General features: G+C 56.5%; 21 protein-coding genes and 1 riboswitch. Of the genes, 8 read left to right on the top strand and 13 right to left on the bottom strand.

Annotated features, from left to right (window positions below; translation table 11 throughout):
* Positions 1–40 precede the first annotated feature (40 nt).
* Positions 41–1105: a putative urea ABC transporter substrate-binding protein gene (locus tag JQR86_RS13265; protein ID WP_434153700.1), complete on the bottom strand. Its 1065-nt coding sequence runs from the start codon at positions 1103–1105 to the stop codon at positions 41–43.
* A 54-nt stretch (positions 1106–1159) separates the two neighbouring features.
* Positions 1160–1259, bottom strand: a riboswitch (guanidine-I (ykkC/yxkD leader).
* Positions 1260–1530: 271 nt separating this feature from the next.
* Between JQR86_RS13265 and ung the strand changes: the two genes are divergently transcribed.
* Positions 1531–2220 (top strand): uracil-DNA glycosylase, encoded by a 690-nt coding sequence (ung, locus tag JQR86_RS13260; RefSeq protein ID WP_010797570.1) that lies wholly within the window; start codon positions 1531–1533, stop codon positions 2218–2220.
* Between the two features lie 42 nt (positions 2221–2262).
* On the opposite strand, the gene JQR86_RS13255 is transcribed toward ung, so the two are convergent.
* The 4 genes from JQR86_RS13255 to JQR86_RS13240 are packed head-to-tail and all read right to left on the bottom strand — an operon-like array spanning position 2263 to position 6291.
* Positions 2263–2940, bottom strand: a complete 678-nt coding sequence (locus JQR86_RS13255; protein WP_434153699.1) for a DUF4197 domain-containing protein — start codon at positions 2938–2940, stop codon at positions 2263–2265.
* Between the two features lie 14 nt (positions 2941–2954).
* Complete coding sequence (locus JQR86_RS13250) at positions 2955–3440, bottom strand: YbaY family lipoprotein (protein ID WP_122043144.1); 486 nt, start codon at positions 3438–3440, stop codon at positions 2955–2957.
* Positions 3441–3464: 24 nt separating this feature from the next.
* Positions 3465–5966, bottom strand: a complete 2502-nt coding sequence (gene plsB / locus JQR86_RS13245) for a glycerol-3-phosphate 1-O-acyltransferase PlsB (RefSeq protein WP_434153698.1) — start codon at positions 5964–5966, stop codon at positions 3465–3467.
* A gap of 16 nt (positions 5967–5982) precedes the next feature.
* Positions 5983–6291, bottom strand: a complete 309-nt coding sequence (locus JQR86_RS13240) for a hypothetical protein (protein WP_150347786.1) — start codon at positions 6289–6291, stop codon at positions 5983–5985.
* Positions 6292–6365: 74 nt separating this feature from the next.
* Between JQR86_RS13240 and JQR86_RS13235 the strand changes: the two genes are divergently transcribed.
* On the top strand, positions 6366–6575 hold the full coding sequence (locus JQR86_RS13235) for a cold-shock protein (RefSeq protein ID WP_010797575.1): 210 nt from the start codon (positions 6366–6368) through the stop codon (positions 6573–6575).
* A 57-nt stretch (positions 6576–6632) separates the two neighbouring features.
* On the opposite strand, the gene JQR86_RS13230 is transcribed toward JQR86_RS13235, so the two are convergent.
* Genes JQR86_RS13230 through dapE form a run of 3 tightly spaced genes read right to left on the bottom strand, consistent with a single transcriptional unit; the run spans position 6633 to position 8976 of the window.
* A complete protein-coding gene (locus JQR86_RS13230; protein WP_019366583.1) occupies positions 6633–7013 on the bottom strand; it encodes a hypothetical protein in 381 nt (126 codons plus the stop codon).
* Positions 7014–7033: 20 nt separating this feature from the next.
* The gene (locus tag JQR86_RS13225) at positions 7034–7837 is read right to left on the bottom strand and encodes a putative RNA methyltransferase (protein ID WP_219652864.1); all 804 of its coding nucleotides are present in this window, start codon (positions 7835–7837) and stop codon (positions 7034–7036) included.
* Positions 7837–8976 carry a succinyl-diaminopimelate desuccinylase gene (dapE, locus tag JQR86_RS13220; protein WP_434153697.1) on the bottom strand — a complete coding sequence of 380 codons (1140 nt, stop codon included), beginning with the start codon at positions 8974–8976 and terminating at the stop codon, positions 7837–7839. Before dapE ends, JQR86_RS13225 begins: the two co-directional genes overlap by 1 nt.
* Positions 8977–9111: 135 nt before the next feature.
* On the opposite strand from dapE, the gene tcdA reads away from it, so the two are divergent.
* Positions 9112–9909 carry a tRNA cyclic N6-threonylcarbamoyladenosine(37) synthase TcdA gene (tcdA, locus tag JQR86_RS13215; protein WP_407363045.1) on the top strand — a complete coding sequence of 266 codons (798 nt, stop codon included), beginning with the start codon at positions 9112–9114 and terminating at the stop codon, positions 9907–9909.
* Positions 9910–9918: 9 nt separating this feature from the next.
* Here tcdA and mltF read toward each other — a convergent pair whose 3' ends face one another.
* Positions 9919–11391, bottom strand: a complete 1473-nt coding sequence (mltF, locus tag JQR86_RS13210; protein ID WP_407363356.1) for a membrane-bound lytic murein transglycosylase MltF — start codon at positions 11389–11391, stop codon at positions 9919–9921.
* A 334-nt stretch (positions 11392–11725) separates the two neighbouring features.
* On the opposite strand from mltF, the gene purL reads away from it, so the two are divergent.
* On the top strand, positions 11726–15625 hold the full coding sequence (gene purL, locus JQR86_RS13205; protein ID WP_434153696.1) for a phosphoribosylformylglycinamidine synthase: 3900 nt from the start codon (positions 11726–11728) through the stop codon (positions 15623–15625).
* Between the two features lie 64 nt (positions 15626–15689).
* Entirely contained in the window at positions 15690–16001 is a 312-nt protein-coding gene (locus tag JQR86_RS13200) for a Nif3-like dinuclear metal center hexameric protein (RefSeq protein ID WP_010797582.1), read from the top strand.
* A gap of 50 nt (positions 16002–16051) precedes the next feature.
* Here JQR86_RS13200 and JQR86_RS13195 read toward each other — a convergent pair whose 3' ends face one another.
* Positions 16052–16555 carry a L,D-transpeptidase family protein gene (locus JQR86_RS13195; RefSeq protein ID WP_037030094.1) on the bottom strand — a complete coding sequence of 168 codons (504 nt, stop codon included), beginning with the start codon at positions 16553–16555 and terminating at the stop codon, positions 16052–16054.
* Positions 16556–16644: 89 nt separating this feature from the next.
* Positions 16645–17187, bottom strand: a complete 543-nt coding sequence (locus JQR86_RS13190) for an NUDIX hydrolase (protein ID WP_312270121.1) — start codon at positions 17185–17187, stop codon at positions 16645–16647.
* A gap of 113 nt (positions 17188–17300) precedes the next feature.
* Here JQR86_RS13190 and JQR86_RS13185 point away from each other — a divergent pair, with 113 nt between their 5' ends.
* The 3 genes from JQR86_RS13185 (at position 17301) to purT (ending at position 19449) form a co-directional block, all read left to right on the top strand.
* Positions 17301–17897, top strand: coding sequence for a CoA pyrophosphatase (locus tag JQR86_RS13185; RefSeq protein ID WP_197872740.1), 597 nt, complete (start codon positions 17301–17303; stop codon positions 17895–17897).
* A 94-nt stretch (positions 17898–17991) separates the two neighbouring features.
* The gene (locus tag JQR86_RS13180) at positions 17992–18183 is read left to right on the top strand and encodes a DUF1289 domain-containing protein (RefSeq protein ID WP_073450372.1); all 192 of its coding nucleotides are present in this window, start codon (positions 17992–17994) and stop codon (positions 18181–18183) included.
* A gap of 84 nt (positions 18184–18267) precedes the next feature.
* The gene (gene purT / locus JQR86_RS13175; protein WP_010797586.1) at positions 18268–19449 is read left to right on the top strand and encodes a formate-dependent phosphoribosylglycinamide formyltransferase; all 1182 of its coding nucleotides are present in this window, start codon (positions 18268–18270) and stop codon (positions 19447–19449) included.
* A 43-nt stretch (positions 19450–19492) separates the two neighbouring features.
* Here purT and JQR86_RS13170 read toward each other — a convergent pair whose 3' ends face one another.
* Both JQR86_RS13170 and JQR86_RS13165 read right to left on the bottom strand, forming a co-directional pair.
* Complete coding sequence (locus JQR86_RS13170; RefSeq protein ID WP_434153695.1) at positions 19493–20803, bottom strand: MFS transporter; 1311 nt, start codon at positions 20801–20803, stop codon at positions 19493–19495.
* 235 nt (positions 20804–21038) lie between these two features.
* Positions 21039–21839, bottom strand: a complete 801-nt coding sequence (locus JQR86_RS13165; protein ID WP_010797588.1) for a cytochrome C assembly family protein — start codon at positions 21837–21839, stop codon at positions 21039–21041.
* Between the last annotated feature and the right edge of the window lie 55 nt (positions 21840–21894).

The raw sequence follows: 21894 nt of genomic DNA, 5'->3' as shown, positions 1-21894 counted from the left end.
AGCGGATATGGGCCGGCCCAAGAGACGGCTCAGGCCTTAGTCAAAGCGTGCCGTCAGCAGCCATTTGCACGTACGTCGGGTCGAAGCGCAGCTTCATATTGCTGGTGTCGCCCACCGTTACACCGCCGGCGAATGCCATGCCAATGGCATTCGCATCCGGCGCACCTTCGCCCAACAGGCCGTGATCAAAGGAGAACCGGGCGATCTTTTCCATCGTCTTTGGTAGCTCTGGGCTGAGTACGAAGCTCAGGGAGTCCTGAGGGGCATAGAAGAGCCTTGTATTGGCCAGCTGCGCCTTGAAGCCCGCAAGGTCGGTACCCGATGCATTCGCCATGGCCGTGAGTGCCGCCTGGCCTTCAGGCGTTCCGGCTGTCATCAGGGCAGTCATTTCATACCAGGCGCCGGTCAGGGCCTTGCCGAGATTGGGGTTTTCCTTCAACGTTTCGGTATTCACCACCATCATGTCCATGATCTCGCCGGGAATCTGGCTGGAGTTGAATACTTCTGTGGTGTCTGGCGAAGTTTTGATTTCAGCGAGCAATGGATTCCAGGTCGCTACGTTCTGTACGTCCTGCGTGTTGAACGCGGCTACCATGTCAGCATCCGAGGTATTGATTGTAGACAGGTCCTTCTCGCTTAGGCCGACTGTTTCCAGCGCCCGGGCGAGCAGGTAATGGGAAACGGAAAACTGTACGAGATTGACGGTCTGGTCCTTGAGGTCCGCAACGGTTTTACTCTTGCCCTTCATGACGATGCCATCGTTGCCGTTGGAAAAGTCACTGACGATCAGAGCGGTTGTATCCACTCCGCCGGCCGCTGGAATGGTCAAGGCGTCCATATTAGTCATGGCGCAGCCATCGAACTGGCCGGCGGTGTATTGATTGATGGATTCGACATAGTCATTGAGCTGTACCACATCGATCGTAATGCCGTACTTCTTGGCCCATTTGTCGATGATTCCCTGGGTCTTGGCTTCACCCCATGGCATCCAGCCGGCATAAATAGTCCAGCAGACCTTGAAGTCGTCGCGAGGTGATGCCAAAGAGGGTAGGCTGACCCATGCAGTCAGACTGAGAGCGAGGGTGGCAAGCAAGCATTTACGCATGGAACCTCCGAATGAGTGGTGGGCAAGCAGGAGCAGAGCAGCGCAATGCGCGTCTTCTCCCGGGCTTTTGTCCCGCCGTGTAACCTCGTCGGAGGTCGATGACTCTCGGACCAGTCACTTACTTTCGTAAGCCGGAACCCTAGTCATCTATTTCGCCAAGTTGTGGTGCTGCGGTTCCGGTATGCCGGCTGCTCCTGCACATAGGTCGTATAGCTAGCACCATGCCAACTTCTCCAAACCCTGATAGCACATGGGTTGCGTTATACATTGGGGCATTTGGAAAGAGGTATCGTGCGCAACCTTGGGGCATTGCTCTATGCTTCGCACGTTTGTGGGGCGGGAGCCTGCTGGCAGGAAATGGGATGAATGGTTGACAGAGCAGATCACCTTTCCTACGGTGCGCTCGATTGACATGAGGACATAACGTGGACGACGACCGCATCAAACTGGAACCGCAGTGGAAAGCAGCACTGCGTGATGAATTCGATGCTCCTTATATGAAGCAATTGGGTGAGTTCCTGCGCAGCGAAAAAGCGGCCGGCAAGGTGATCTATCCGCCAGGCCCCTTGATCTTCAATGCGTTGAACAGTACGCCGCTCGATCAGGTAAAGGTCGTTATCTTGGGGCAGGATCCCTATCACGGCCCAGGGCAGGCCCATGGCTTGTGCTTCTCCGTACAGCCCGGTGTCCCTGCACCGCCATCCTTGCAGAATATTTACAAGGAATTGAAGCGGGACCTGAATCTGCCCATTCCTAATCATGGCTATCTACAGCATTGGGCCGAGCAGGGCGTACTGTTGCTCAACACCTCGCTGACGGTAGAGCAGGCCAAGGCCGGCTCCCATGCCAATGCCGGCTGGCAGCGTTTCACTGATCGTGTGATTCAGGTGGTCAGCGAGCAACGTAACCATCTGGTCTTTCTGCTGTGGGGTGCTCACGCACAGAGCAAGGAAAAGCTGATCGACACACAAAAGCATTTGATCCTGCGCTCACCCCATCCGTCACCCCTCTCTGCCCATCGAGGCTTTATCGGCAACGGCCATTTCAGCCGGACGAACAAGTTTCTGGAGCAGTCAGGCCTTACGCCCATCGACTGGGCGTTGCCGCCTTTGTAAGGCATCGGGCCGGGTTATTCGATTACTCGGCCCGTTATATCCTCAAAGCGTACTGAACACTTTTTTGGCAATGTTGGTAGCGGCGGCGGCCGGGTTTTCCCGGAGTGCGCGTTCCTGGTCAGCGATTACGGTGAATAACCCATTAAGCGCCTGGTCCGTGACGTAGCTTTCAACGTTTGCACTCTTGGCATCCACCGCGCCGAAGGCAGCAGCTTTGCCAGCCAGGGCGTTGTACTGCTGAGCCAAGCCTACCTTGTCCGTTGCCTGCTTGATGATGGGCATCAATTGAGCGCGAAGCTGGTCTCGGCTGGAGCGGTCCAGATACTGCGTGGCCGCATTGTCCCCGCCGGTCAGAATACCCTTGGCATCCTGAACCGTCATACGTTTGACCGCATCGATCAGCAGGGCCTGCGCCTTTGGCACAGCGGCTTCAGCAGCCTGGTTCATGCTGGTTTCCAGCTGTTCTACCTGCGCACCCATACCGAACTGCTTGAGCAGGGTGGATGCTTTGCCCAGTTTTCCAGGCAGCTCAATACGGACTTCCGGGTTGTTGGTAAATCCTCCCGGTTTACCCAGCTGTTGAACCGCGATTTGCGCGCCCTGAGTCAGTGCGTCCTTCATGGCGCTGGCGGAATCTTGTTGGGAAAAGTCAGACAGACTCAAGGCAAAGGCGTTGACCGAGAGGGTTAAGGCAGCAAGCGTAAGCGCGAAACGTTTCATCTATATCCCTTGTATCAACGGACGGGGGTCAGCTTGATTTCAACCGGCTGGTCGTTGGTGCCATTGAGTTGCACCGGTATTGCCTTTGGCGTCAGGAACAGCGGGCGGCCACCCAGCAATACGCGAGCGCTGATGGCATAGCGCTGACCAGCCTTGACCTTTGATGGGTCGTAGTCCAGACGGAAAGGGATAGGCGTTTCCTGTTTCACGAAAACGGTACGTTGTGCGAGGCGCCCTGAGGGCGTATCGCCCGTGGCCGCATTGTGCAGACTGACAGTCAGCTTGGCGGTAGGCGGCAAGGGTTCGGACTGTTCGAAATAGGCATCACCTTCCAGGCTACGTTTGGCCGGTGAAGGCGTACCAGGTTGCGGCATGATGACCGGAGGTTTGCTCGTGCTGGGAGTCGTAGGGGTAGGGCCAGGTTCGGAAACTGGGCGCAGCCCGCCGCTACAGGCCGTAAGCAACAGGCTGGTCAGACTTAACAGAACAATCTTGCGCATGACATAAGGTCTCTTCTGAATGGGTCAATCGGGCATCGGAACTGAGGGCGGAATGCTGGGTTCATCGGGCCGTTCCAATGCCACGTGTCGAATCGACAAGCGTATTTCGGCTGGCAGCATTCGCTTGCCAGCCTCTTCGGCCAGCTCGCCCAGCAGTTCATGATGGCCAAGCTTGCCTTCGGCGTTCTTGTGCAGCACGCCTTCTTTCAATAGTGTTTCGATAAAATGCCGGAACAGGCTCTTGTCAAAGAATTCCGGTGCGTTCAAGCCATGCAGGATGGAAAGTCGCCGTGCCATGACGGTACACAATTCCTCCAGCTCGCTGGCGGTTAGTCTACCCTGGCCCTGGTTAAGCAGTAGGGCAATGGCCATGTAATAACGCTGTAGCGTTTGCTGAATGCTGCGGGCCAGCAGTGCCAGACGTACAAACTGCCGTGAGCTGGGAGGCGGGCGCTTAAAGGTCTCGTCCTCTTGTTGAAGCAGGTCATACTCCACCAACGCTGCCAGCCACTGATCAATCATGGGGGGCAGCTCGTCGCGGTCCCAGCGGATGAACAGTTCGGCTTGTAAATAAGGGTATAGCGCCAGGGTAAATCGGTGAATCTGCTCTCGGCTCATGCGAGGCGTGTTCTGGAAGAAGCTGGCCAGTAACGCCGGTAATGCAAAAATGTGCAGGATGTTGTTGCGGTAGTAGGTCATCAGGATGGCATTCTGCTCATCGAGATAGAGGATACGGCCCAGCGCATCCTGTTGCTCGGCCAGCAGGTTCAGACTCTTCACGTAGTCCACCTGCGCTTGTCCGTCACCCTCGGGTAGGGTTGCAGAGGGCGAGTAGGGGGCCTTTCGCAAAAGCCCCAGGTAAAGGTCGAGTACGCCAACCAAAGCACGCTCATCCATCGCCTGTCGATGGGTGGATAGCATGATCAAGGCCACCAGATTAACGGGGTTGATGGCTGCCGCATCGTTGATCCTGCGAGCCACCACCTCACCCAGGCAATGAGTCAGCGTGCTGAACCACTCAGGGCGGGCATCATGATCAAAGGAGAGATTACGCCAGCCTTCCTGGCGCTGGTCCAGAAACTGCGGCAGGCTCAGGGGCTCGCCAAAATTGACCCACACCTGACCGAAGCGCTTGCGCAAGGCCCCTACGGCCTTGAACACATCAAAGATAGATTCCTTCTTCTTGGTCGCTCCGCGCAGCTCGCCCAGGTAAGTGCGGCCTTCAAAGACCCGCTCGTAGCCAATGTACACTGGCACGAACACCAGCGGACGACGGGAGTCCCGCAAAAAGCTGCGCAGGGTAATGGCCAGCATGCCGGTGCGTGGCTGCAGCATCCGTCCCGTTCGCGAGCGACCGCCTTCTACAAAGTATTCGGTCGAGAAGCCCCGGGAAAACAAGGTGTGCATGTATTCATTGAAGACAGCGGTATAGAGCGCATTGCCCTTGAAGCTACGGCGCATAAAGAAGGCACCGCCACGGCGCAAAATATTTCCCACGACGGGCATGTTCAGGTTGATACCTGCTGCGATGTGTGGAGGCGTCAGTCCATTGTGAAATAACAGGTAGGACAGAAGCAGATAGTCCATGTGGCTGCGGTGGCAGGGCACATAAACGATCTCGTTGCCCTGCGCCACATTCTGGACGCGCTCGATATGATTTACCCGCAGACCCTCATAGAGCTTGTTCCAGAACCAGGTCAAGATGACTTCAAGGCAGCGTACTACCGGATACGAGAAGTCCGAGGCTATTTCCTGGGCATACTCCAAAGCCTGCTGCTCGGCTTGTGCATGAGATGTGTTCCCATGCCTGGCTTCATGTTCGATTACCTCACGAACCTGGGGGGCCTGGATCAGGCTTTTGACCAGATTGCGCCGGTGGGAGATATCAGGGCCGATAACCGCTGTCTTCAGGTTACGGAAGTGCACTCTCAGGATACGCAGCACCATGCGCTGAGTGCGCTCCTGCCCTTTGTTCTGGGCGACAAGCCGGCTCAAATGGATAGGATCAGAAAACAACACTCGCGTCATGCGGCCCAGGAAAAGGATACGTGCCAGTTTGCGTAGTCGGCCTGTAATGACCCAGTTATCCGTCCAGAGCAGTTTCCATAGGCTCGTTTCACGGTCAGGCGACTGCCCCCAGAACACGCTGACAGGTACGATCTGGGCATCTTCGACTGTGCTTTGGCCAACAGCTTCAAGCAGTCGGGTAAGGCAAGGTGGAACGTTACGCCTGGTAGGACGACCCAGCCAGTCAGGTGAGGGCGTTGTATAGATATAGGCATTCGGTTCGACCACATCCCCAATCGTTACGGGTGTTACCGGACGGGGCAGGCCATTTTTGATGCATTCGGCATCCAGGACGGCCAGATCGCTTAGCGAATGCTCCTGCAGGACATAGATCACCGGCTTGCTGCGGTCGAGCTTGAGGGTTACTGCTGACTGATTGATGGTCTGCGAGCGAACCCAGGTGTACAGCAGGCGTTTGAAGGCGGCAAACAGCATGCGGCGAAAAGGGGAGCGATTCATGACATGTACCTGAAATTCAAGCGAGCAGTGTGCCGTAATGGCCCGATGGCGCAAAGCCCACGATCATCAGACTGAAACACTCATCAGCAAAACTAAAGAGGCTCAGGCACTGCTTGATTGACGCTCTTTTTTTGACATTTCGATTACGCAATTTGTTGTTATAAAGCACGAATTTTGTGCTTTCAGCCACGATTAGTACGTAATTAGCACCAAAAAAGAGCATAAAACATTTTAGTGATAAAACCTGTTGCAATTGCCTGGAAACTTTTGCTTTATACGCCGGTACGGCGGAAACGAGCATCAGTTGTTTGGCCTGGAAGGCCATGAGGATGACTCGGATCGGCTGGGGAGCTGTCCTGCAAGGGCACAGATAATAATTGCGAAGCTTGGAGAGTGGTAATGGCTGAACGTGAGACCGGAACCGTCAAGTGGTTCAATGACGCCAAAGGTTATGGATTCATTCAACGTGAGAGTGGCCCGGATGTGTTTGTTCATTACCGCGCCATCCGTGGCGAGGGGCATCGCTCGCTGATTGAAGGCCAAAAGGTGGAGTTTTCTGTGATTCAGGGCCAGAAAGGTCTACAGGCCGAAGACGTCTCCAAGCTTTGAATCCTGAAAAAAAGCCCGTTAGTTCAACTGACGGGCTTTTTTATTACTGGCAAATCTTCAGGTTCGCCAGATGATTTCTTCTATGCCGGCTGAGGTGACTTTTATCCAGCGATCGGCATCATCCTCGCCCTGTTCCTCTTCCCAGCTCCCAGGGGCGCACCGTACCTGGATATCCAGTGCGGCAGCGGCTGCCTTGGCGCAGGCCAGATCGTCTTCCCAGGGGGTTGCATCGCTTTCCAGCAGAAGGCTGTTCCATTTGCCGACAGCTTTGGGTAGCCAGGTTACTGGAATCACGGTGCCCTGGTAGTCGACCGTACACTTGTAGGTTTGCCCCTGCTGGCGCCACTCGCTGCAGGTACCCAGCGCCTGGCTCAGCCACTCGGTAATGGCAGGCTGGTCGGCATCCTTGAGGTAGATTTCAATGTCTGGCTGGCGCATGGTTAATCTCGATAGGGCTTTCAGGTCCGGGTAATCCAATCGTAGCGTACGGCAACGGTGACCTCGAAGGGTTCAGCCAGTACGCGTTCGCGACGCTCGGCATTAACACGCCAACCATGGGGTGTCATGGATAGCAGATCGGCTCGGGCTTCGCGAGTTTCCAGGCTGAGGCGAAAATTCAAGGTTTCACTGTCGGCCAATGTCAGCGCCGAAGGCAAGCCCTGCAGGTGCTTGGCCTCGTCGTAATCACGTACATCATCGTACAGCCGCTGGCGCAGTTCGATCAGATGATCACGCGCCGGACCAAGGCGCAGTATGCCGCCGCCGGGCGTCAGCAAGCGTACGGCTTCAGCCCAGTCAATCGGACTGAATACGCTGGTCAGGAGCTGGCAGCTTGTGTTGGGCAAGGGAATGCGGGCCATGCTGGCAACCAGCCAGTTCACCCGCGGCGCCCGGCGACTCGCCCGGCGTACCGCCTCACGGGAGATGTCCAGCGCGTAACCATCGCTCTGTGGCAATGCTTCTGCCAGACGCGTGGTATAAAAACCTTCGCCGCAACCAATATCGACCCAGCGAGCCGGTGCTTTTTCCTGTGCCAGTTCCGCCAGACGCTGCGCCAGCGGAGCATAGTGGCCAGCATCGAGAAAGCGGCGACGCGCCTCGACCATCTCGGCATTGTCGCCAGGGTCACGGCTTTTCTTGTGCTGTACAGGCAGCAGGTTCAAATAGCCCTGGCGTGCACGGTCAAAACGGTGGCCTTGCTCACAGATAACACCTTGTTGTGCCTCGGTCAGCTGGGCCGAGCAGAGGGGGCAGATCAACATCATGCCAGCAGCCTTACCAGGGTCTGGTAGTACACCTCGGTCAACAAATCCAGGTCACTGGCCAATACTCGTTCATTGACCTGATGGATCGTAGCGTTAACAGGCCCGACTTCAACCACCTGTGTGCCAAGCGTGGCAATAAAGCGACCATCCGAGGTCCCGCCGCTGGTAGAGGCTTCTGTTGTAAGACCGGTAACCGCCTGGATGCTCGAGGCGATAGCGTCCAGCAATTCGCCAGGCTCGGTGATGAAGGGCAGGCCCGAAAGAGACCAGTCAATGTGCCAGTCAAGGTTATGCTTGTTCAGGATAGCCTCAACGCGCGCCTTGAGTCCCTCTTCGGTCGACTCGGTCGAAAAACGGAAGTTGAACAGGGCATTCAGCTCGCCCGGGATTACGTTATTTGCGCCTGTGCCCGAGTTCAGGTTGGAGATCTGGAACGTGGTGGGCGGGAAAAAGTCATTACCGGCATCCCACTGCTCAGCGGCAAGTTCTGCCAGCGCCGCTGCGGCCAGATGAATGGGGTTGCGGGCCAGATGAGGGTAGGCCACGTGGCCTTGCTTGCCACGAATCGTCAACTTGCCGTTGAGCGAACCGCGGCGACCGTTCTTGACGACGTCGCCCAGAAGCGTCGTACTGGAAGGCTCGCCTACAATGCACCAGTCCAGGCGTTCATTGCGTACACGCAGACGCTCGACCACCGCGCGTGTCCCGTGCAGGGCAGGCCCTTCTTCATCACTGGTAATCAGAAAGGCAATGGCGCCTCGATGGTTGGGATGATCGGCTACGAAGCGTTCGACCGCGATGATCATGCTGGCCAGGCTGCCTTTCATGTCCGCTGCGCCACGCCCCAGGAGCATGCCGTCTGCGTCGACCTGAGCATCGAAGGGGCCTTGTTGCCAGGCCTCGACCGGCCCGGTCGGCACAACGTCAGTATGCCCGGCGAAGCACAACACCGGACCTTCGCCTCCCCGGCGTGCCCAGAAATTATCGACGTTTTCGATACGCATGGGCTCGAGCGCAAAACCTGCTGCTTCAAGCCGCGTCATCATCAGGGCTTGGCAGCCCTCGTCGACCGGTGTGACGGAGGGGCGGCGGATGAGCTCGCAGGCAAGCTCGAGCGTCGGGGTAAGGGTCGTCATGGATGAATCCTGAAGCAGCAAGGGCACGAAAAGTTGTCCATGGTAAAGCAAAACGCCATAAGGAGCGTCGCTCTTCGGTGATCAACAATGCCGTGGCATGTCTTTATACTATTAGCTCGTTGAGTGAGAGCCATTATGAATATTGATCAACAACGCTTTGGTGGCATTGCCCGCTTGTATGGTAACGATGCGCTCGAGCGTCTGGCTGCCAGTCATGTCGCGATAGTCGGTATTGGTGGCGTAGGGTCCTGGGCGGCCGAGGCCCTGGCGCGCAGTGGCGTTGGCCGTATCAGTCTGTTCGATCTGGACGATGTCTGCATCAGCAATACCAATCGACAAATCCATGCGTTGGAAGGACAGGTGGGACGGGCTAAGGTCGATGTGATGGCTGAGCGCATCCGGGCAATCAACCCGGCGTGCGCCGTCCATGCCGTGGCGGATTTCGTCACGCGGGAGACCATGGCGGATTACATCACGCCGGAGATGGATCTGGTGCTGGACTGTATCGATAGCGTCGCGTCCAAGGCTGCTCTGATCTCATGGTGCAAGCGCCGCAAGATCAACATCATCACAACCGGTGGAGCGGGTGGTCAGATCGACCCGACCCAGATTCAGGTCGTCGATTTGAACCGGACCTATAACGATCCGCTGGCGTCCCGCGTACGTTCACTGCTGCGCCGCGACTATGGGTTTTCACGTAACCCCAGCCGGCACTACAGCGTGCCGTGCGTGTTCTCGACCGAGCAGCTGCGTTATCCCAAGCCGGATGGCAGCGTGTGCCAGCAGAAAAGCTTTGTAGGGGAAGGGGTACGACTGGATTGCTCTGGCGGTTTTGGTGCGGTCATGATGGTGACCGCAACCTTTGGCATGGTGGCCGCAGCCAAGGCGGTAGATAAACTGATCGCCAAGTCTTCAAAGCCAAAGACGGTCTAGGCCCGTCGGCTACATTTCCTGCTCGGGTTCCTTTTCAGCGATACCGGGCAGGTGCATGCCGCTCTTGGCCAGCTGTGAGCCTTCCATCTGCGGCTGGGTCACCCAGGTCAGAATGTCGTAGTAGCGGCGAATATTCTGCACGAAGTGCACCGTTTCGCCGCCTCGGGCATAGCCGTAACGGGTCTTGCTATACCATTGTTTCTGACTGAGTCGTGGCAACATGCGTTTGACGTCCAGCCAGCGATTAGGATCCAACCCTTCGTCCTGCGCCATCTTTCGCGCATCTGCAATATGCGCACTGCCAATGTTGTAGGTTGCCAAGGCGAACCAGGTCCGATCCGGCTCCTTGATCGACTCGGGAAGCTCGCCGCGAATCTGATTGAAGTACCGGGCGCCGCCCTCGATGCTCTGGAAAGGGTCAAGCCGGTTGGACACGCCCATGGCCTGGGCTGTGTTGTTGGTCAGCATCATGAGGCCGCGTACCCCGGTTTTTGAGGTCGCATCAGCCTGCCACATCGATTCCTGATACCCGATGGCAGCCAGAAGCCGCCAATCGACCTCCCGTTGCTGTGCAGCCTTGCGGAAGTGCTTCTCATAAACAGGTAGGCGTTGTTGCAGGTGTTGGGCAAAGGTGTAGGCGCCTACATACCCCAGAACATCCACATGACCGTAGTAGCGCTCCTTGAGGTGCTGAAGCGTATTGTCCTGCTTGGCCTTGTCGATAAAAGCGTTGATGGCTTTCATCAAGGTGCCGTCTTCGCGCTCGGCTGTTACCCAGGCGAGGCTTTGTCCATCTCCGAGATCAAAGGCGACGCGCACGTTGGGAAAGTAGACCTGATTCATGGCCAGCTCGTTGGAGTCGACCAGCGTAAGATCGATCTGGCCCTCATCGACCATCTTCAGCAGGTCAGCTACCTCGACCTGATCGGACTCTTCGTAGGTAAGATCCGGCTGCTGGGGTTTGAGTGCAGCCAATTGCTCCGCCTGGCTGCTTCCCTTGAGCACCATGATGCGCTTGCCTACCAGATCGCTTACCTGTGCAGGGCGCCGTGAACCATTGCGATAGATGATCTGCGGAACAACATCAAGATAGGGATGTGAGAAGTGGAACTTCTCCTGCCGTGCCGGGCTGGGCGTCAAACCTGCCGCTGCCAGGACTGGTCCTTCAGCACTGTCGAGACGGTTGAAAAGATCATCCAGGTTATCTGCAGTTTCGATCTGCAGTTTGAGCCCCATACTGTCGGCGAAGCTTTTCACCAGCTCGTATTCGAAGCCGGTATCACCGTTACGGTCCTGGAAATAGGTCGCCGGGCTGTTGCGGGTAATAACGCGTAGAACGCCCTCCTTCTGTATCCGTTCCAGGGTAGTGGGTTGTTTGGGAGGAGCTTCGTCAGGCTCTTCGCACCCCTGGAGCAACAGAAAGATCGCAGTCGCCATGATGCAGGCGATTCGTTTCAGGCAAAGCGCATGGTGTGCAAACATCCACTCAGTATACGCAAAGCTATCCAAGTGCCATACCAGGGGAACGCCACAGAATTTTCTATTGCCTGGATTCCACTCGTAACCAATTTTTGCTAAGCAAGGCCAAAATATCCGAGTGAAATGGGATCAGTCGCGATGATTCCAGGGTTTCCAAGAGGCACCTTCAAGCCATCGAGAGGTCGTCATTTCTGGAGCGAAGCGCTTCTCAGGACGGCTTCATGAGTCGGTTTGACGCAGCATTAGCGAAACCTTTGTCGCCTAAAGGTGTCTCGCCGGGTCCTTTGCGGTAGAATACCGGCCCCTGAAATTCCTCTAGCCCCGAGGCTGTCCTACGATGCTGATCTTGCGCGGCGCTCCCGCTCTTTCTTCGTTTCGTCACGGCAAACTGCTCGACCAACTGACCCGTAAAGTGCCGGGTGTTTCCGGACTTTATGCCGAGTTCGCTCATTTTGCCGAGGTGGTCGGCACGCTTACCGCTGAAGAGGAGCACGTGCTTGAGCGCTTGCTCAAATACGGACCCAGTGTTCCGGTACAAGAGCCTGTAGGCCGGCTGTTCCTGGTAGTCCCGCGCTTTGGCACGATTTCGCCGTGGTCCAGCAAGGCCACTGACATCGCCCATAATTGCGGTCTGGCCAAGGTCGAGCGCATCGAACGGGGCGTCGCCTATTATATTGCCGGCGATCTGTCCGATGCCGATGTTCAGGCTGTGGCTGCCACCCTGCATGATCGTATGACCCAGCTCGTACTGGGAGGTCTGGATGAGGCTGAAGCCCTGTTCAGTCATGCGACGCCCAAGCCGCTGACGGTCATCGATATCCTGAATGGCGGCCGTGCCGCGCTGGAAAAGGCCAACAGCGAACTAGGTCTTGCCCTGGCGGATGACGAGATCGATTACCTGGTCAAGAGTTTCCAGGGACTGGGTCGCAACCCCCATGACATCGAGCTTATGATGTTTGCTCAGGCAAACTCCGAGCACTGCCGTCACAAGATCTTTAATGCCAGCTGGGATATCGATGGCGAAGGCCAGGAAAAATCCCTGTTCGGTATGATCAAGAACACCTATGAAATGCACCGTGAAGGCGTCTTGTCTGCCTACAAGGATAACGCTGCGGTGATCGAGGGATTTACTGCCGGTCGTTTCTATCCTGACCCGCAGACTCATCAATACAGCGCCAATCAGGAGCCGATTCATATCCTGATGAAGGTGGAAACCCATAACCACCCAACAGCAATTGCACCATTCCCTGGCGCCTCTACGGGTTCGGGTGGCGAAATCCGAGACGAGGGGGCGACCGGTCGTGGTGCAAAACCCAAGGCAGGTCTGACCGGTTTCACGGTTTCCAACCTGAATATCCCAGGTTTCGAGCAACCTTGGGAAAAGCCATACGGCAAGCCCGAACGCATCGTGACACCACTCGATATCATGATCGAAGGGCCATTGGGCGGCGCGGCATTCAACAACGAATTTGGCCGCCCGGCACTGGCAGGTTACTTCCGTACCTTCGAGCAGGCGGTTGAAACCCCACGTGGCGAAGAGGTCCGGGGCTATCACAAGCCGATCATGCTGGCGGGCGGTATGGGTAACATCCGTGCCGACCATGTCCAGAAAGGTGATATCTCCGTAGGTGGCAAGCTGATTGTCCTGGGTGGCCCGGCCATGTTGATCGGCCTGGGTGGAGGCGCTGCCTCGTCGATGTCCACTGGCTCCAGCTCGGCAGACCTGGACTTCGCTTCCGTGCAGCGTGAAAACCCCGAGATGGAGCGCCGCTGCCAGGAGGTGATCGACCGCTGCTGGCAGATGGGTGACAAAAACCCTATTACCTTCATCCATGACGTAGGCGCAGGCGGTCTATCCAATGCCTTCCCTGAGCTTGTCAACGATGCCGGTCGTGGCGGTCGCTTTGAGCTGCGCAACGTGCCTAACGACGAGCCCGGCATGAGCCCGCTCGAGATATGGTGCAACGAGTCCCAGGAACGCTATGTGCTGTCCGTGGACGCCGAGAACTTTGAAACCTTCAAGGCTATCTGCGAACGCGAGCGCTGCCCGTTTGCGGTAGTTGGCGAGGCTACTGAAGAGCGTCGTCTCACGGTAGCGGACAGCCATTTTGAAAATAATGCGGTCGACATGCCGCTAGATGTTCTTCTGGGCAAGCCTCCACGTATGTATCGCTCCGCTACTCGCGAGGAAGCGCTGGGTGATGACTTTGACGGTGCCGGCCTGGAGCTCAAGGAGGCGGTAGAGCGCGTTCTTCGGCATCCAGCCGTTGCCAGCAAGAGCTTTCTGATCACCATCGGTGACCGGACCATCACTGGCCTGGTTGCGCGTGATCAAATGGTTGGTCCCTGGCAGGTTCCAGTGGCTGACTGTGCGGTTACAGCGACCAGCTACACCGCTTATACCGGCGAGGCAATGGCCATGGGCGAGCGTACGCCCTTGGCATTGCTGGATGCGGCAGCGTCTGGCCGGATGGCGGTAGGTGAAACACTGACCAACCTGGCGTCGGCGCGTATCGAGAAAATCAGCGATATCAAGCTTTCCGCCAACTGGATGGCAGCTGCCGGACATCCGGGTGAGGATGCTCGCCTGTACGATACGGTAAAGGCAGTGGGCATGGAGCTGTGCCCGGCTTTGGGTATCACCATCCCCGTGGGCAAGGACTCCATGTCCATGAAGACCCGCTGGGAAGAAAACGGTCAAGACAAGAGCGTGACGTCGCCTCTGTCGCTGGTCGTGACGGGCTTTGCTCCAGTGCAGGATATTCGTCAGACCCTGACGCCTGAGCTGCGCATGGATAAAGGCGAAACGGACCTGATCCTGATCGATCTTGGTCGAGGCCAGAACCGCCTGGGTGGTTCAATTCTGGCGCAGGTTCACAACAAGATCGGCCACAAGGCACCTGATGTGGATGATGCAGAGGACCTCAAGGCCTTCTTTGCAGTCATCCAGGGGCTCAATAAGGACGGGCTCATCCTGTCCTATCATGACCGTTCCGATGGTGGCCTGATCACGACGCTCGTGGAGATGGCATTTGCCGGTCACTGTGGCCTGTCTCTGAAACTGGATGCCTTGGCCGCTACTCGTGATGAACTGACCCGCGCCTTGTTTGCCGAGGAATTGGGTGCTGTGATCCAGGTGCCTCAGGATTTCACATCCGAAGTGCTGGCGCAGTTCACTGCTGCAGGTCTTGAGGATTGCGTGGCGGTCATTGGCCAGCCGGTAAACGGTTACGAGGTCAATATCACCTATAACGAGCAGAACGTCTTCAAGGCCGAGCGCCGCTCGTTGCAGCGTATCTGGAGCGAAACCAGCTATCAGATCCAGCGACTGCGTGACAACGCTGACTGTGCTCAGCAGGAATACGACGCATTGCTCGAAGAGAACAATCCGGGCCTGTCTGCCAAGCTGAGCTTTGATCCGAACGAAAACATCGCTGCACCTTATATCAAGACAGGTATACGGCCTCAGGTCGCGGTTCTGCGTGAGCAGGGCGTTAACGGTCAGGTCGAAATGGCTGCAGCGTTTGACCGTGCCGGCTTTGCCTCGGTAGACGTGCACATGAGCGATATTCTTGCTGGTCGTGTCGATTTGAATGACTTCAAGGGTGTCGTTGCGTGCGGCGGTTTCTCCTACGGTGACGTCTTGGGTGCCGGTGAGGGATGGGCCAAGTCGATTCTGTTTAACGCCCGTGCACGTGATGCGTTCCAGCAATTCTTCGAGCGTACGGATAGCTTTACGCTAGGCGTCTGCAACGGCTGCCAGATGGTCTCGAACCTGCGCGAGCTTGTCCCGGGCAGTGAATTCTGGCCACGCTTCGTGCGTAACCGCTCAGAGCAGTTCGAAGCGCGTATTGCCATGCTACAGGTACAGGAATCGCCATCCCTGTTCTTTGCGGGCATGGCAGGCTCGCGCATGCCGATTGCCATTGCGCACGGTGAAGGCCATGCCGAGTTCAGGGACGCCGCGGCCCTGCAGGCAGCAGATGCCTCTGGCACCGTCTCGCTACGCTTCGTTGACAACCATGGGCGTGTCACCGAGACGTATCCGGCCAACCCCAATGGCTCGCCGCTGGGTATTACGGGCCTGACCAGCCGTGATGGTCGCGTCACCATCATGATGCCGCACCCTGAACGCGTTTTCCGCGCAGTTCAAAATTCCTGGATTCCACGTGATTGGCAGGGCGAGGACGGCGGCTGGATGCGCATGTTTCGTAATGCGCGTGTCTGGGTAGACTGATAAGTCCGAGAAGGCCGGTCATACTGTTTCAGGTATGACCGGCCTTTTTGCATCTGGAGGATTTATGTACAAGTTATGCTTCTATGTGCCAGGCAGCCATGTGGAGTCCGTCAAGGACGCGGTATTTGCTGCAGGAGGTGGTCGCATCGGTAATTACGAGGCGTGCTGCTGGCAGGTCTTGGGGGAGGGGCAGTTTCGCCCATGTGCTGGAAGCAACCCTTTTCTAGGGAAGATTGGCGAGCTGGAGCGCGTGGCAGAATGGAAAGTAGAGCTGGTCGTGACCGATGACTATGTAAAGCAGGCTGTCGAGGCGTTACGCAAAGCCCATCCCTATGAGACGCCAGCCTATGAGGTGTGGCAGCTGGCGTCATTCTAGGTCAAGGCCGAACGTTGTGACTCCTGTGCTTCAAGGTGTGTACCGGAGCTTCAGGGGCGTATCTCGATCAACGTACCGTCCTTGACCAGCGTCCAGATTTCACGCATATCCGCATTGGTTAGTGCAATGCATCCATTCGTCCAGTTCAGCGAAGAGAAATACCACTCCGGGTATTCTTCATCGATAGGGGTGCCGTGAATCATGATCATGCTGCCCGGTGGCACGCCTGCTGCTTTTGCGCGTGCCAGGTCCTGTGCATTGGGGTATGAGATGTGCATCGACAGGTTGAACTTGTCGCTCGTCTTTCGCCAGTCTATCCAGTAGAAGCCTTCTGGCGTGCGCTGATCGCCTTCGCGAAACTTGGGGCCCTTGGGGAATTTGCCCAGTGATACCCGGTAGGACTTGATGGTTTCGCCCTTGCTGAGCAGCTCAAGCTTGTTCATCGACTTTATGACCAGCACCTTGTCGATTGTCCGCCCATCAAGTGTTGTTGTCGTGCTGGCAAGGCAGAGGGTAGAGAAAAACAGGCAACAGAAAGCAGTAAGCCAATACATCCGGCGCATTTGAAAAATAATCCCTAGCTAAGCGACTGCAGAAAGCAGCCAAGGCGTGCTGCTGTTCACTCTGTATATATCAGCTGGAACTAGCGTTCCAGCATGGGTGCGATGCCTTCATGATGCACTGAATAGTGACCGGTTCGGCGATCAGCAAAAAAGCATTCTAGGGTACGCGCAATGGTCGGAAAAGCGAGTGACGACCAAGGGATATCTGCTTCGTCAAACAGGGCTGTTTCCAGGCTTTCTTCACCGATGCCAAACGACCCGCCGACAAGCTCGCCGAGGAACAGCATATAGACCTGATTGATATGGGGCAGGTCGAATAAGGTATAGAGCTTGAGGTTGCCGACGTTAGCGCAGGCTTCCTCCCAGGTCTCACGGGCGGCGGCCTGTTCGATCGTTTCGCCGTTTTCCATGAAGCCGGCCGGGAGTGTCCAGTAGCCGCGGCGAGGTTCAATGGCGCGGCGACATAAAAGTACTTTATCTCCCCAGACGGGCAGGCATCCCGCCACAATGCGAGGGTTCTGGTAGTGCACCGTGTGGCACTGTGTGCAGATGTAGCGAGGGCGCGTATCCCCCTCGGGAATGCGCTGAACCAGCGTGCCGCCGCAATAGTTACAGAATTTCATGATGCCTCCTCGTCGTCCTGCCATCTTGCGAGGAGCTGAGGCTGCAAGCAAGGGGTTGGGCAAGCTGGATATTCCATGCCATGATGCCTCAAGAGTAAGCGTGTGGAGAAAGCATCGTGGATGAGTTGCTCCATCGATTGCGGCATTATCGACCGCGTCACCTGGAGACTGATCGTACACACCCCGAAGCCGCCGTATTGTTGCCTATTATTCGAGGTGATGATCCTGAGCTGGTTCTGACGCTGCGCGCCAGCAATCTGTCGACGCATGGGGGAGAGGTCGCATTACCAGGTGGGCGACGTGATCCGGAAGATCCGGACCTTATTCATACAGCGCTGCGTGAGGCGTATGAGGAGATTGGTCTGCCGCCGGGGCTGGTTGAAGTGGTCGGGCCGTTGAGCCCCTTGATTTCTTATTACGGGATCAAGGTAACGCCTTATGTCGGCATTATTCCCGATTACGTGGAGTACACGCCCAACGACGCTGAAATCGCAGCCGTATTTACGGTTCCGCTCAGCTTTCTGTGCGAAGTGCCTCCAGAGGTCACGCCGAGGATCGATGAGCAGGGGCGACGTTCCTATATCCCAAGTTATCAGTACGGTGAGTATCGGATCTGGGGCCTGACGGCTGCCATTATCGTGGAGCTGGTCAACCTGCTTTATGATGCCGGCATTTCGCTTCATGAGCCGCCTCATTCAGTTGAGAAATGATGCCTTTTGATGCACTTCTGCCATCAGGCCAAGTAGAATTCATGCCAACGATACGTTATCAGGCCGCTGCCTGTACGAGATGACAGCCTTGGACATGAATGAAAACGAAAAGCCTGTTCGCTCTCCCTGCGTGCAAGTCTGTGTGCTGGATGAGGCCGATATGTGCACAGGATGCCAGCGCACCGCTCAGGAAATATCTCAATGGGGACGTATGACCAACACCGAGCGGCGTAGGGTCTTGCAGCTGTGTGAGGAACGTGCCTGCGCCGCTGGCCACTATTTCTAAGGGCACCTCAGATAGCGATCGAGTGCGTTGTCGCTATGGGGCAGCCCGGTTAAATCCATGACTGTATACACCAGAGGATGCTGCATGACCCAGATAGGAACTCCATTGTCACCTACCGCCACTCGCGTTCTGTTATGTGGCTCTGGTGAGCTTGGTAAAGAAGTTGTCATCGAGCTACAGCGTTTGGGTGTGGAGGTCATTGCCGTCGATCGTTATGCCAATGCACCGGCCATGCAGGTAGCCCATCGTAGTCATGTCATCAATATGCTGGATGGCGCCGCGCTTCGCGCGATCATCGAGCAGGAAAAACCTCATTACATCGTGCCCGAGATCGAGGCAATTGCCACGGCAACCCTCGTTGAGCTGGAGGGTGAAGGGTATACCGTCGTGCCTACTGCACGCGCTGCGCAGCTGACCATGAACCGCGAAGGTATTCGCCGTCTGGCTGCGGAGGAGTTGGGTTTGCCCACTTCACCGTATCACTTCGCGGACACCTTTGAAGAGTATGCCGCTGCCGTCGAATCTGTAGGCATGCCCTGTGTCGTGAAGCCGATCATGAGCTCCTCTGGCAAGGGGCAGAGCGTTATCAAGTGCAGCGAAGACATTCAGGCCGCCTGGGATTATGCTCAGGAGGGTGGACGAGCGGGTAAGGGACGCGTCATTGTTGAAGGCTTTATCGACTTTGACTATGAAATCACCTTGCTGACAGTCCGTCATGTCAATGGAACATCGTTCTGCGAACCTATTGGTCATCGTCAGGTAAAAGGTGATTACCATGAGTCCTGGCAGCCGCAAGCGATGAGTCCCAAGGCACTTGCTGAGTCCGAGCGTGTCGCCAGGGCGGTTACCGAGGCGCTGGGCGGGCGTGGTCTGTTTGGTGTTGAGCTGTTTGTCAAAGGCGATCAGGTGTGGTTCAGTGAAGTCTCTCCACGTCCCCATGATACAGGCCTGGTAACGCTGATCTCTCAGGATCTCTCTGAGTTTGCCCTTCATGCCCGTGCCATTCTGGGATTACCGATACCGGTCATTCGCCAGTTTGGTCCATCAGCCTCTGCCGTACTGCTGGTTGAAGGACAATCTACCCAGACAAGTTTCGGCAATCTGGGTGCAGCGCTAAGTGATCCGGATACGGCCCTGCGCCTGTTTGGCAAGCCTGAAGTGGCAGGGCAGCGCCGAATGGGCGTGGCACTGGCTCGAGATGAGTCGGTGGAAGCGGCCCGTGAAAAGGCGACCAAGGCGTCGCAAGCCATCAGCGTAACGCTTTAATCCTTCGGGACGACAGCCCTGCCTGCACAGGGCTGTCGCTTGATTACAATTCCCGATCTCGTGTTTCCTTAAGGCACAGTACGGCAATCAAGCTGATCAGCGCCGCTGCGGAAACATAACCTCCTACCCAGCTCAAGCCTCCGGTATCGGCTAGCTTCTGCGCAATATAAGGCGCTACCGAGGCACCCAGGATGCCGCCAAGGTTATACGCGGCCGAGGCGCCGGTATACCTGACGTGGGTGGGGAAAATCTCCGGTAACAGCGCGCCCATCGGTGCGAACGTCATACCCATGAGAAACAGCTCCAGCGCCAGGAAAAGCGCAATGCTACCTGTTGAGCCATGGGTAAGCAGCGGCTCCATGGCAAAGCCTGACAGCAGGGCGGCGGCTGCACTGATTGCCAGAACTGGTTTGCGGCCATAACGGTCGGCAAGCGAGGCCGACAGAGGTGTAGCCAGAGTCATGAACAGAACGGCAAAGCACAGGAGCCCTAGAAAGCCCTCTCGGCTGAACCCTAGTGTTTTAACGCCATAGCTCAGCGAAAACACCGTTGAGATATAGAACAGCGCATAGCACACCACCATGGATAAGGCGCCCAGCAGCATGGGATGCCAGTGCTTGGTAATTGCTTCGGTTAATGGAAGACGTAGCTTTTCGTGTCGCTCCATGGCTTTGGCAAACACTGGTGTTTCACTTAGTTTGAGGCGGACATAAAGGCCAACCATTACCAAGGCGGCGCTCAGGATGAAAGGAATCCGCCAGCCCCAGGCCTTAAATTGCTCGTCCGATAGCAGCACGGCCAGCGCGAGAAACAAGCCGTTAGCCGCAAGAAAGCCGATAGACGGGCCCAGCTGAGGAAACATGCCAAACCAGGCTCGCTTGTTCTTCGGCGCATTTTCCGTTGCCAGCAGCGCGGCGCCACCCCATTCTCCGCCCAGCCCAAGCCCTTGGGCGAATCTGAGAACGCACAACAGCACGGGGGCCCAGCCACCTATGCTGGCATAGCCAGGGAGCAGGCCGATCAGCGTGGTCGAAACACCCATCAAGAGGAGCGAAGCCACTAGAGTGGATTTTCGACCAATCCGATCGCCGAAATGGCCAAACAGTGCAGAGCCGAGAGGACGGGCCAGGAAAGCGATGCCAAAGGTGATGAATGCGCTGAGTGTTTGCGCAATCGCAGATGTTTGTGGAAAGAACACCGGGCCGATGACCAGCGCAGCGGCGGTAGCGTAGACATAAAAATCGTAAAACTCGATAGCCGTGCCGATAAAGCTTGCCGTTGCGATACGGGCTGTAGAGTTTGCAGGCGCGGCAGGCGAAACAGGTTCCGCCTCGTAGGTTGCAGTAGCAGTCATTGGATGTCCCAGGCGCTGTCGTTTTTTATGGCCTGACTCGTACGCTTGCCCGGGTAAGGCGCAGGTGCGTAATCATCCGGTGCGGATGTGAATCGTTAGCCTGTTATGACGCGGCTCTATCGGCGAGGGGGTAACCGCAGAGAGAGACGTTTAGCTGGGTAAGCCTTTGGATTATGGACAAGCCTTGCCGGAAACGGCAAGGCTTGCGAAGGGCAAAGGGCCTATGAGGCGATCTTCAGATGTGCAGGATGAATTCACGTACCAGCTTGCTGCCGAAATACGCGAGCATCAATAGGCAGAAGCCGGCCAGTGTCCAGCGGATGGCCTTGTGTCCACGCCAGCCCATGCGATGACGCCCCCACAGCAGGACGCCAAACAGGACCCACGCCACACAGGACAGAACCGTCTTGTGCACCAGGTGCTGGGCAAGCATGTCTTCGAGAAACAGCCAGCCGGAAATCAGGGACAAGGACAATACAGCCCAACCCGCCCACAGAAAACCAAACAGCAGGCTTTCCATGGTTTGCAGAGGGGGGAAGCTCCGGATCAGCCCCGATGGGTGCTTGTTCTTGAGCTGCCTGTCCTGAATCAATAGCAGCAACGATTGAAAAACAGCCAGTGTTAACAGACCGTAGGCAACAATCGAGAGCAGGACATGGGTTAATATGCCCGGCGTAATATCGATCGGTTGAACAGTGCCCGACGGTAACACGTCAGCCAGGAGCGTCGTGATGGCTCCTAGAGGATAAATCAGTACCAGTAATGTCTGTAGCGGCATGCGGATGCAGCCGAGCAGAATCAAAAGTATGGCTACCGCCGCGATCAGGCTGGACGCATCAAAAAAGTCCAGCGAAAGACTGCTGGGTAGAATCAGCTGAATGAACAAGGCCGCGCCATGGGCGAGCAACGCTACTACGCCCAACGAGACCAAAAGGGTATTGTTGGGACGCTTGCGCGTGGTCAGACACACACTTTGATAGGCCGTGGCGACACTATAGAGAAGGGCAGCCGTCAGGCTGGGCAACAGGGATGACATAAATCCTTGAATCACTGAGCCGAAAGCAGATGAGTTTGGCACAGATGCCAGTGTT

Source organism: Pseudomonas sp. JZ134, assembly GCF_051027695.1.
GTDB classification, from domain to species: Bacteria; Pseudomonadota; Gammaproteobacteria; order Pseudomonadales; family Pseudomonadaceae; genus Chryseomonas; species Chryseomonas luteola.
Note: the sequence above shows the minus strand (reverse complement) of the source record. Positions and strands in the feature narration are given on the sequence as shown.

What these genes read in the sequence shown, in the direction of transcription:
- dapE (WP_434153697.1), bottom strand. Translation starts at nt 8,976, where the DNA reads ATGACGACCCTTACCCCGACGCTCGAGCTTGCCTGCGAGCTCATCCGC.
- JQR86_RS13235 (WP_010797575.1), top strand. Translation starts at nt 6,366, where the DNA reads ATGGCTGAACGTGAGACCGGAACCGTCAAGTGGTTCAATGACGCCAAA.
- JQR86_RS13265 (WP_434153700.1), bottom strand. Translation starts at nt 1,105, where the DNA reads ATGCGTAAATGCTTGCTTGCCACCCTCGCTCTCAGTCTGACTGCATGG.
- JQR86_RS13240 (WP_150347786.1), bottom strand. Translation starts at nt 6,291, where the DNA reads ATGGCCTTCCAGGCCAAACAACTGATGCTCGTTTCCGCCGTACCGGCG.
- JQR86_RS13195 (WP_037030094.1), bottom strand. Translation starts at nt 16,555, where the DNA reads ATGTATTGGCTTACTGCTTTCTGTTGCCTGTTTTTCTCTACCCTCTGC.
- purL (WP_434153696.1), top strand. Translation starts at nt 11,726, where the DNA reads ATGCTGATCTTGCGCGGCGCTCCCGCTCTTTCTTCGTTTCGTCACGGC.
- mltF (WP_407363356.1), bottom strand. Translation starts at nt 11,391, where the DNA reads ATGTTTGCACACCATGCGCTTTGCCTGAAACGAATCGCCTGCATCATG.
- tcdA (WP_407363045.1), top strand. Translation starts at nt 9,112, where the DNA reads ATGAATATTGATCAACAACGCTTTGGTGGCATTGCCCGCTTGTATGGT.
- JQR86_RS13225 (WP_219652864.1), bottom strand. Translation starts at nt 7,837, where the DNA reads ATGTTGATCTGCCCCCTCTGCTCGGCCCAGCTGACCGAGGCACAACAA.
- JQR86_RS13230 (WP_019366583.1), bottom strand. Translation starts at nt 7,013, where the DNA reads ATGCGCCAGCCAGACATTGAAATCTACCTCAAGGATGCCGACCAGCCT.
- JQR86_RS13255 (WP_434153699.1), bottom strand. Translation starts at nt 2,940, where the DNA reads ATGAAACGTTTCGCGCTTACGCTTGCTGCCTTAACCCTCTCGGTCAAC.
- JQR86_RS13180 (WP_073450372.1), top strand. Translation starts at nt 17,992, where the DNA reads ATGAATGAAAACGAAAAGCCTGTTCGCTCTCCCTGCGTGCAAGTCTGT.
- JQR86_RS13170 (WP_434153695.1), bottom strand. Translation starts at nt 20,803, where the DNA reads ATGACTGCTACTGCAACCTACGAGGCGGAACCTGTTTCGCCTGCCGCG.
- purT (WP_010797586.1), top strand. Translation starts at nt 18,268, where the DNA reads ATGACCCAGATAGGAACTCCATTGTCACCTACCGCCACTCGCGTTCTG.
- JQR86_RS13190 (WP_312270121.1), bottom strand. Translation starts at nt 17,187, where the DNA reads ATGAAATTCTGTAACTATTGCGGCGGCACGCTGGTTCAGCGCATTCCC.
- JQR86_RS13250 (WP_122043144.1), bottom strand. Translation starts at nt 3,440, where the DNA reads ATGCGCAAGATTGTTCTGTTAAGTCTGACCAGCCTGTTGCTTACGGCC.
- JQR86_RS13165 (WP_010797588.1), bottom strand. Translation starts at nt 21,839, where the DNA reads ATGTCATCCCTGTTGCCCAGCCTGACGGCTGCCCTTCTCTATAGTGTC.
- JQR86_RS13200 (WP_010797582.1), top strand. Translation starts at nt 15,690, where the DNA reads ATGTACAAGTTATGCTTCTATGTGCCAGGCAGCCATGTGGAGTCCGTC.
- plsB (WP_434153698.1), bottom strand. Translation starts at nt 5,966, where the DNA reads ATGAATCGCTCCCCTTTTCGCCGCATGCTGTTTGCCGCCTTCAAACGC.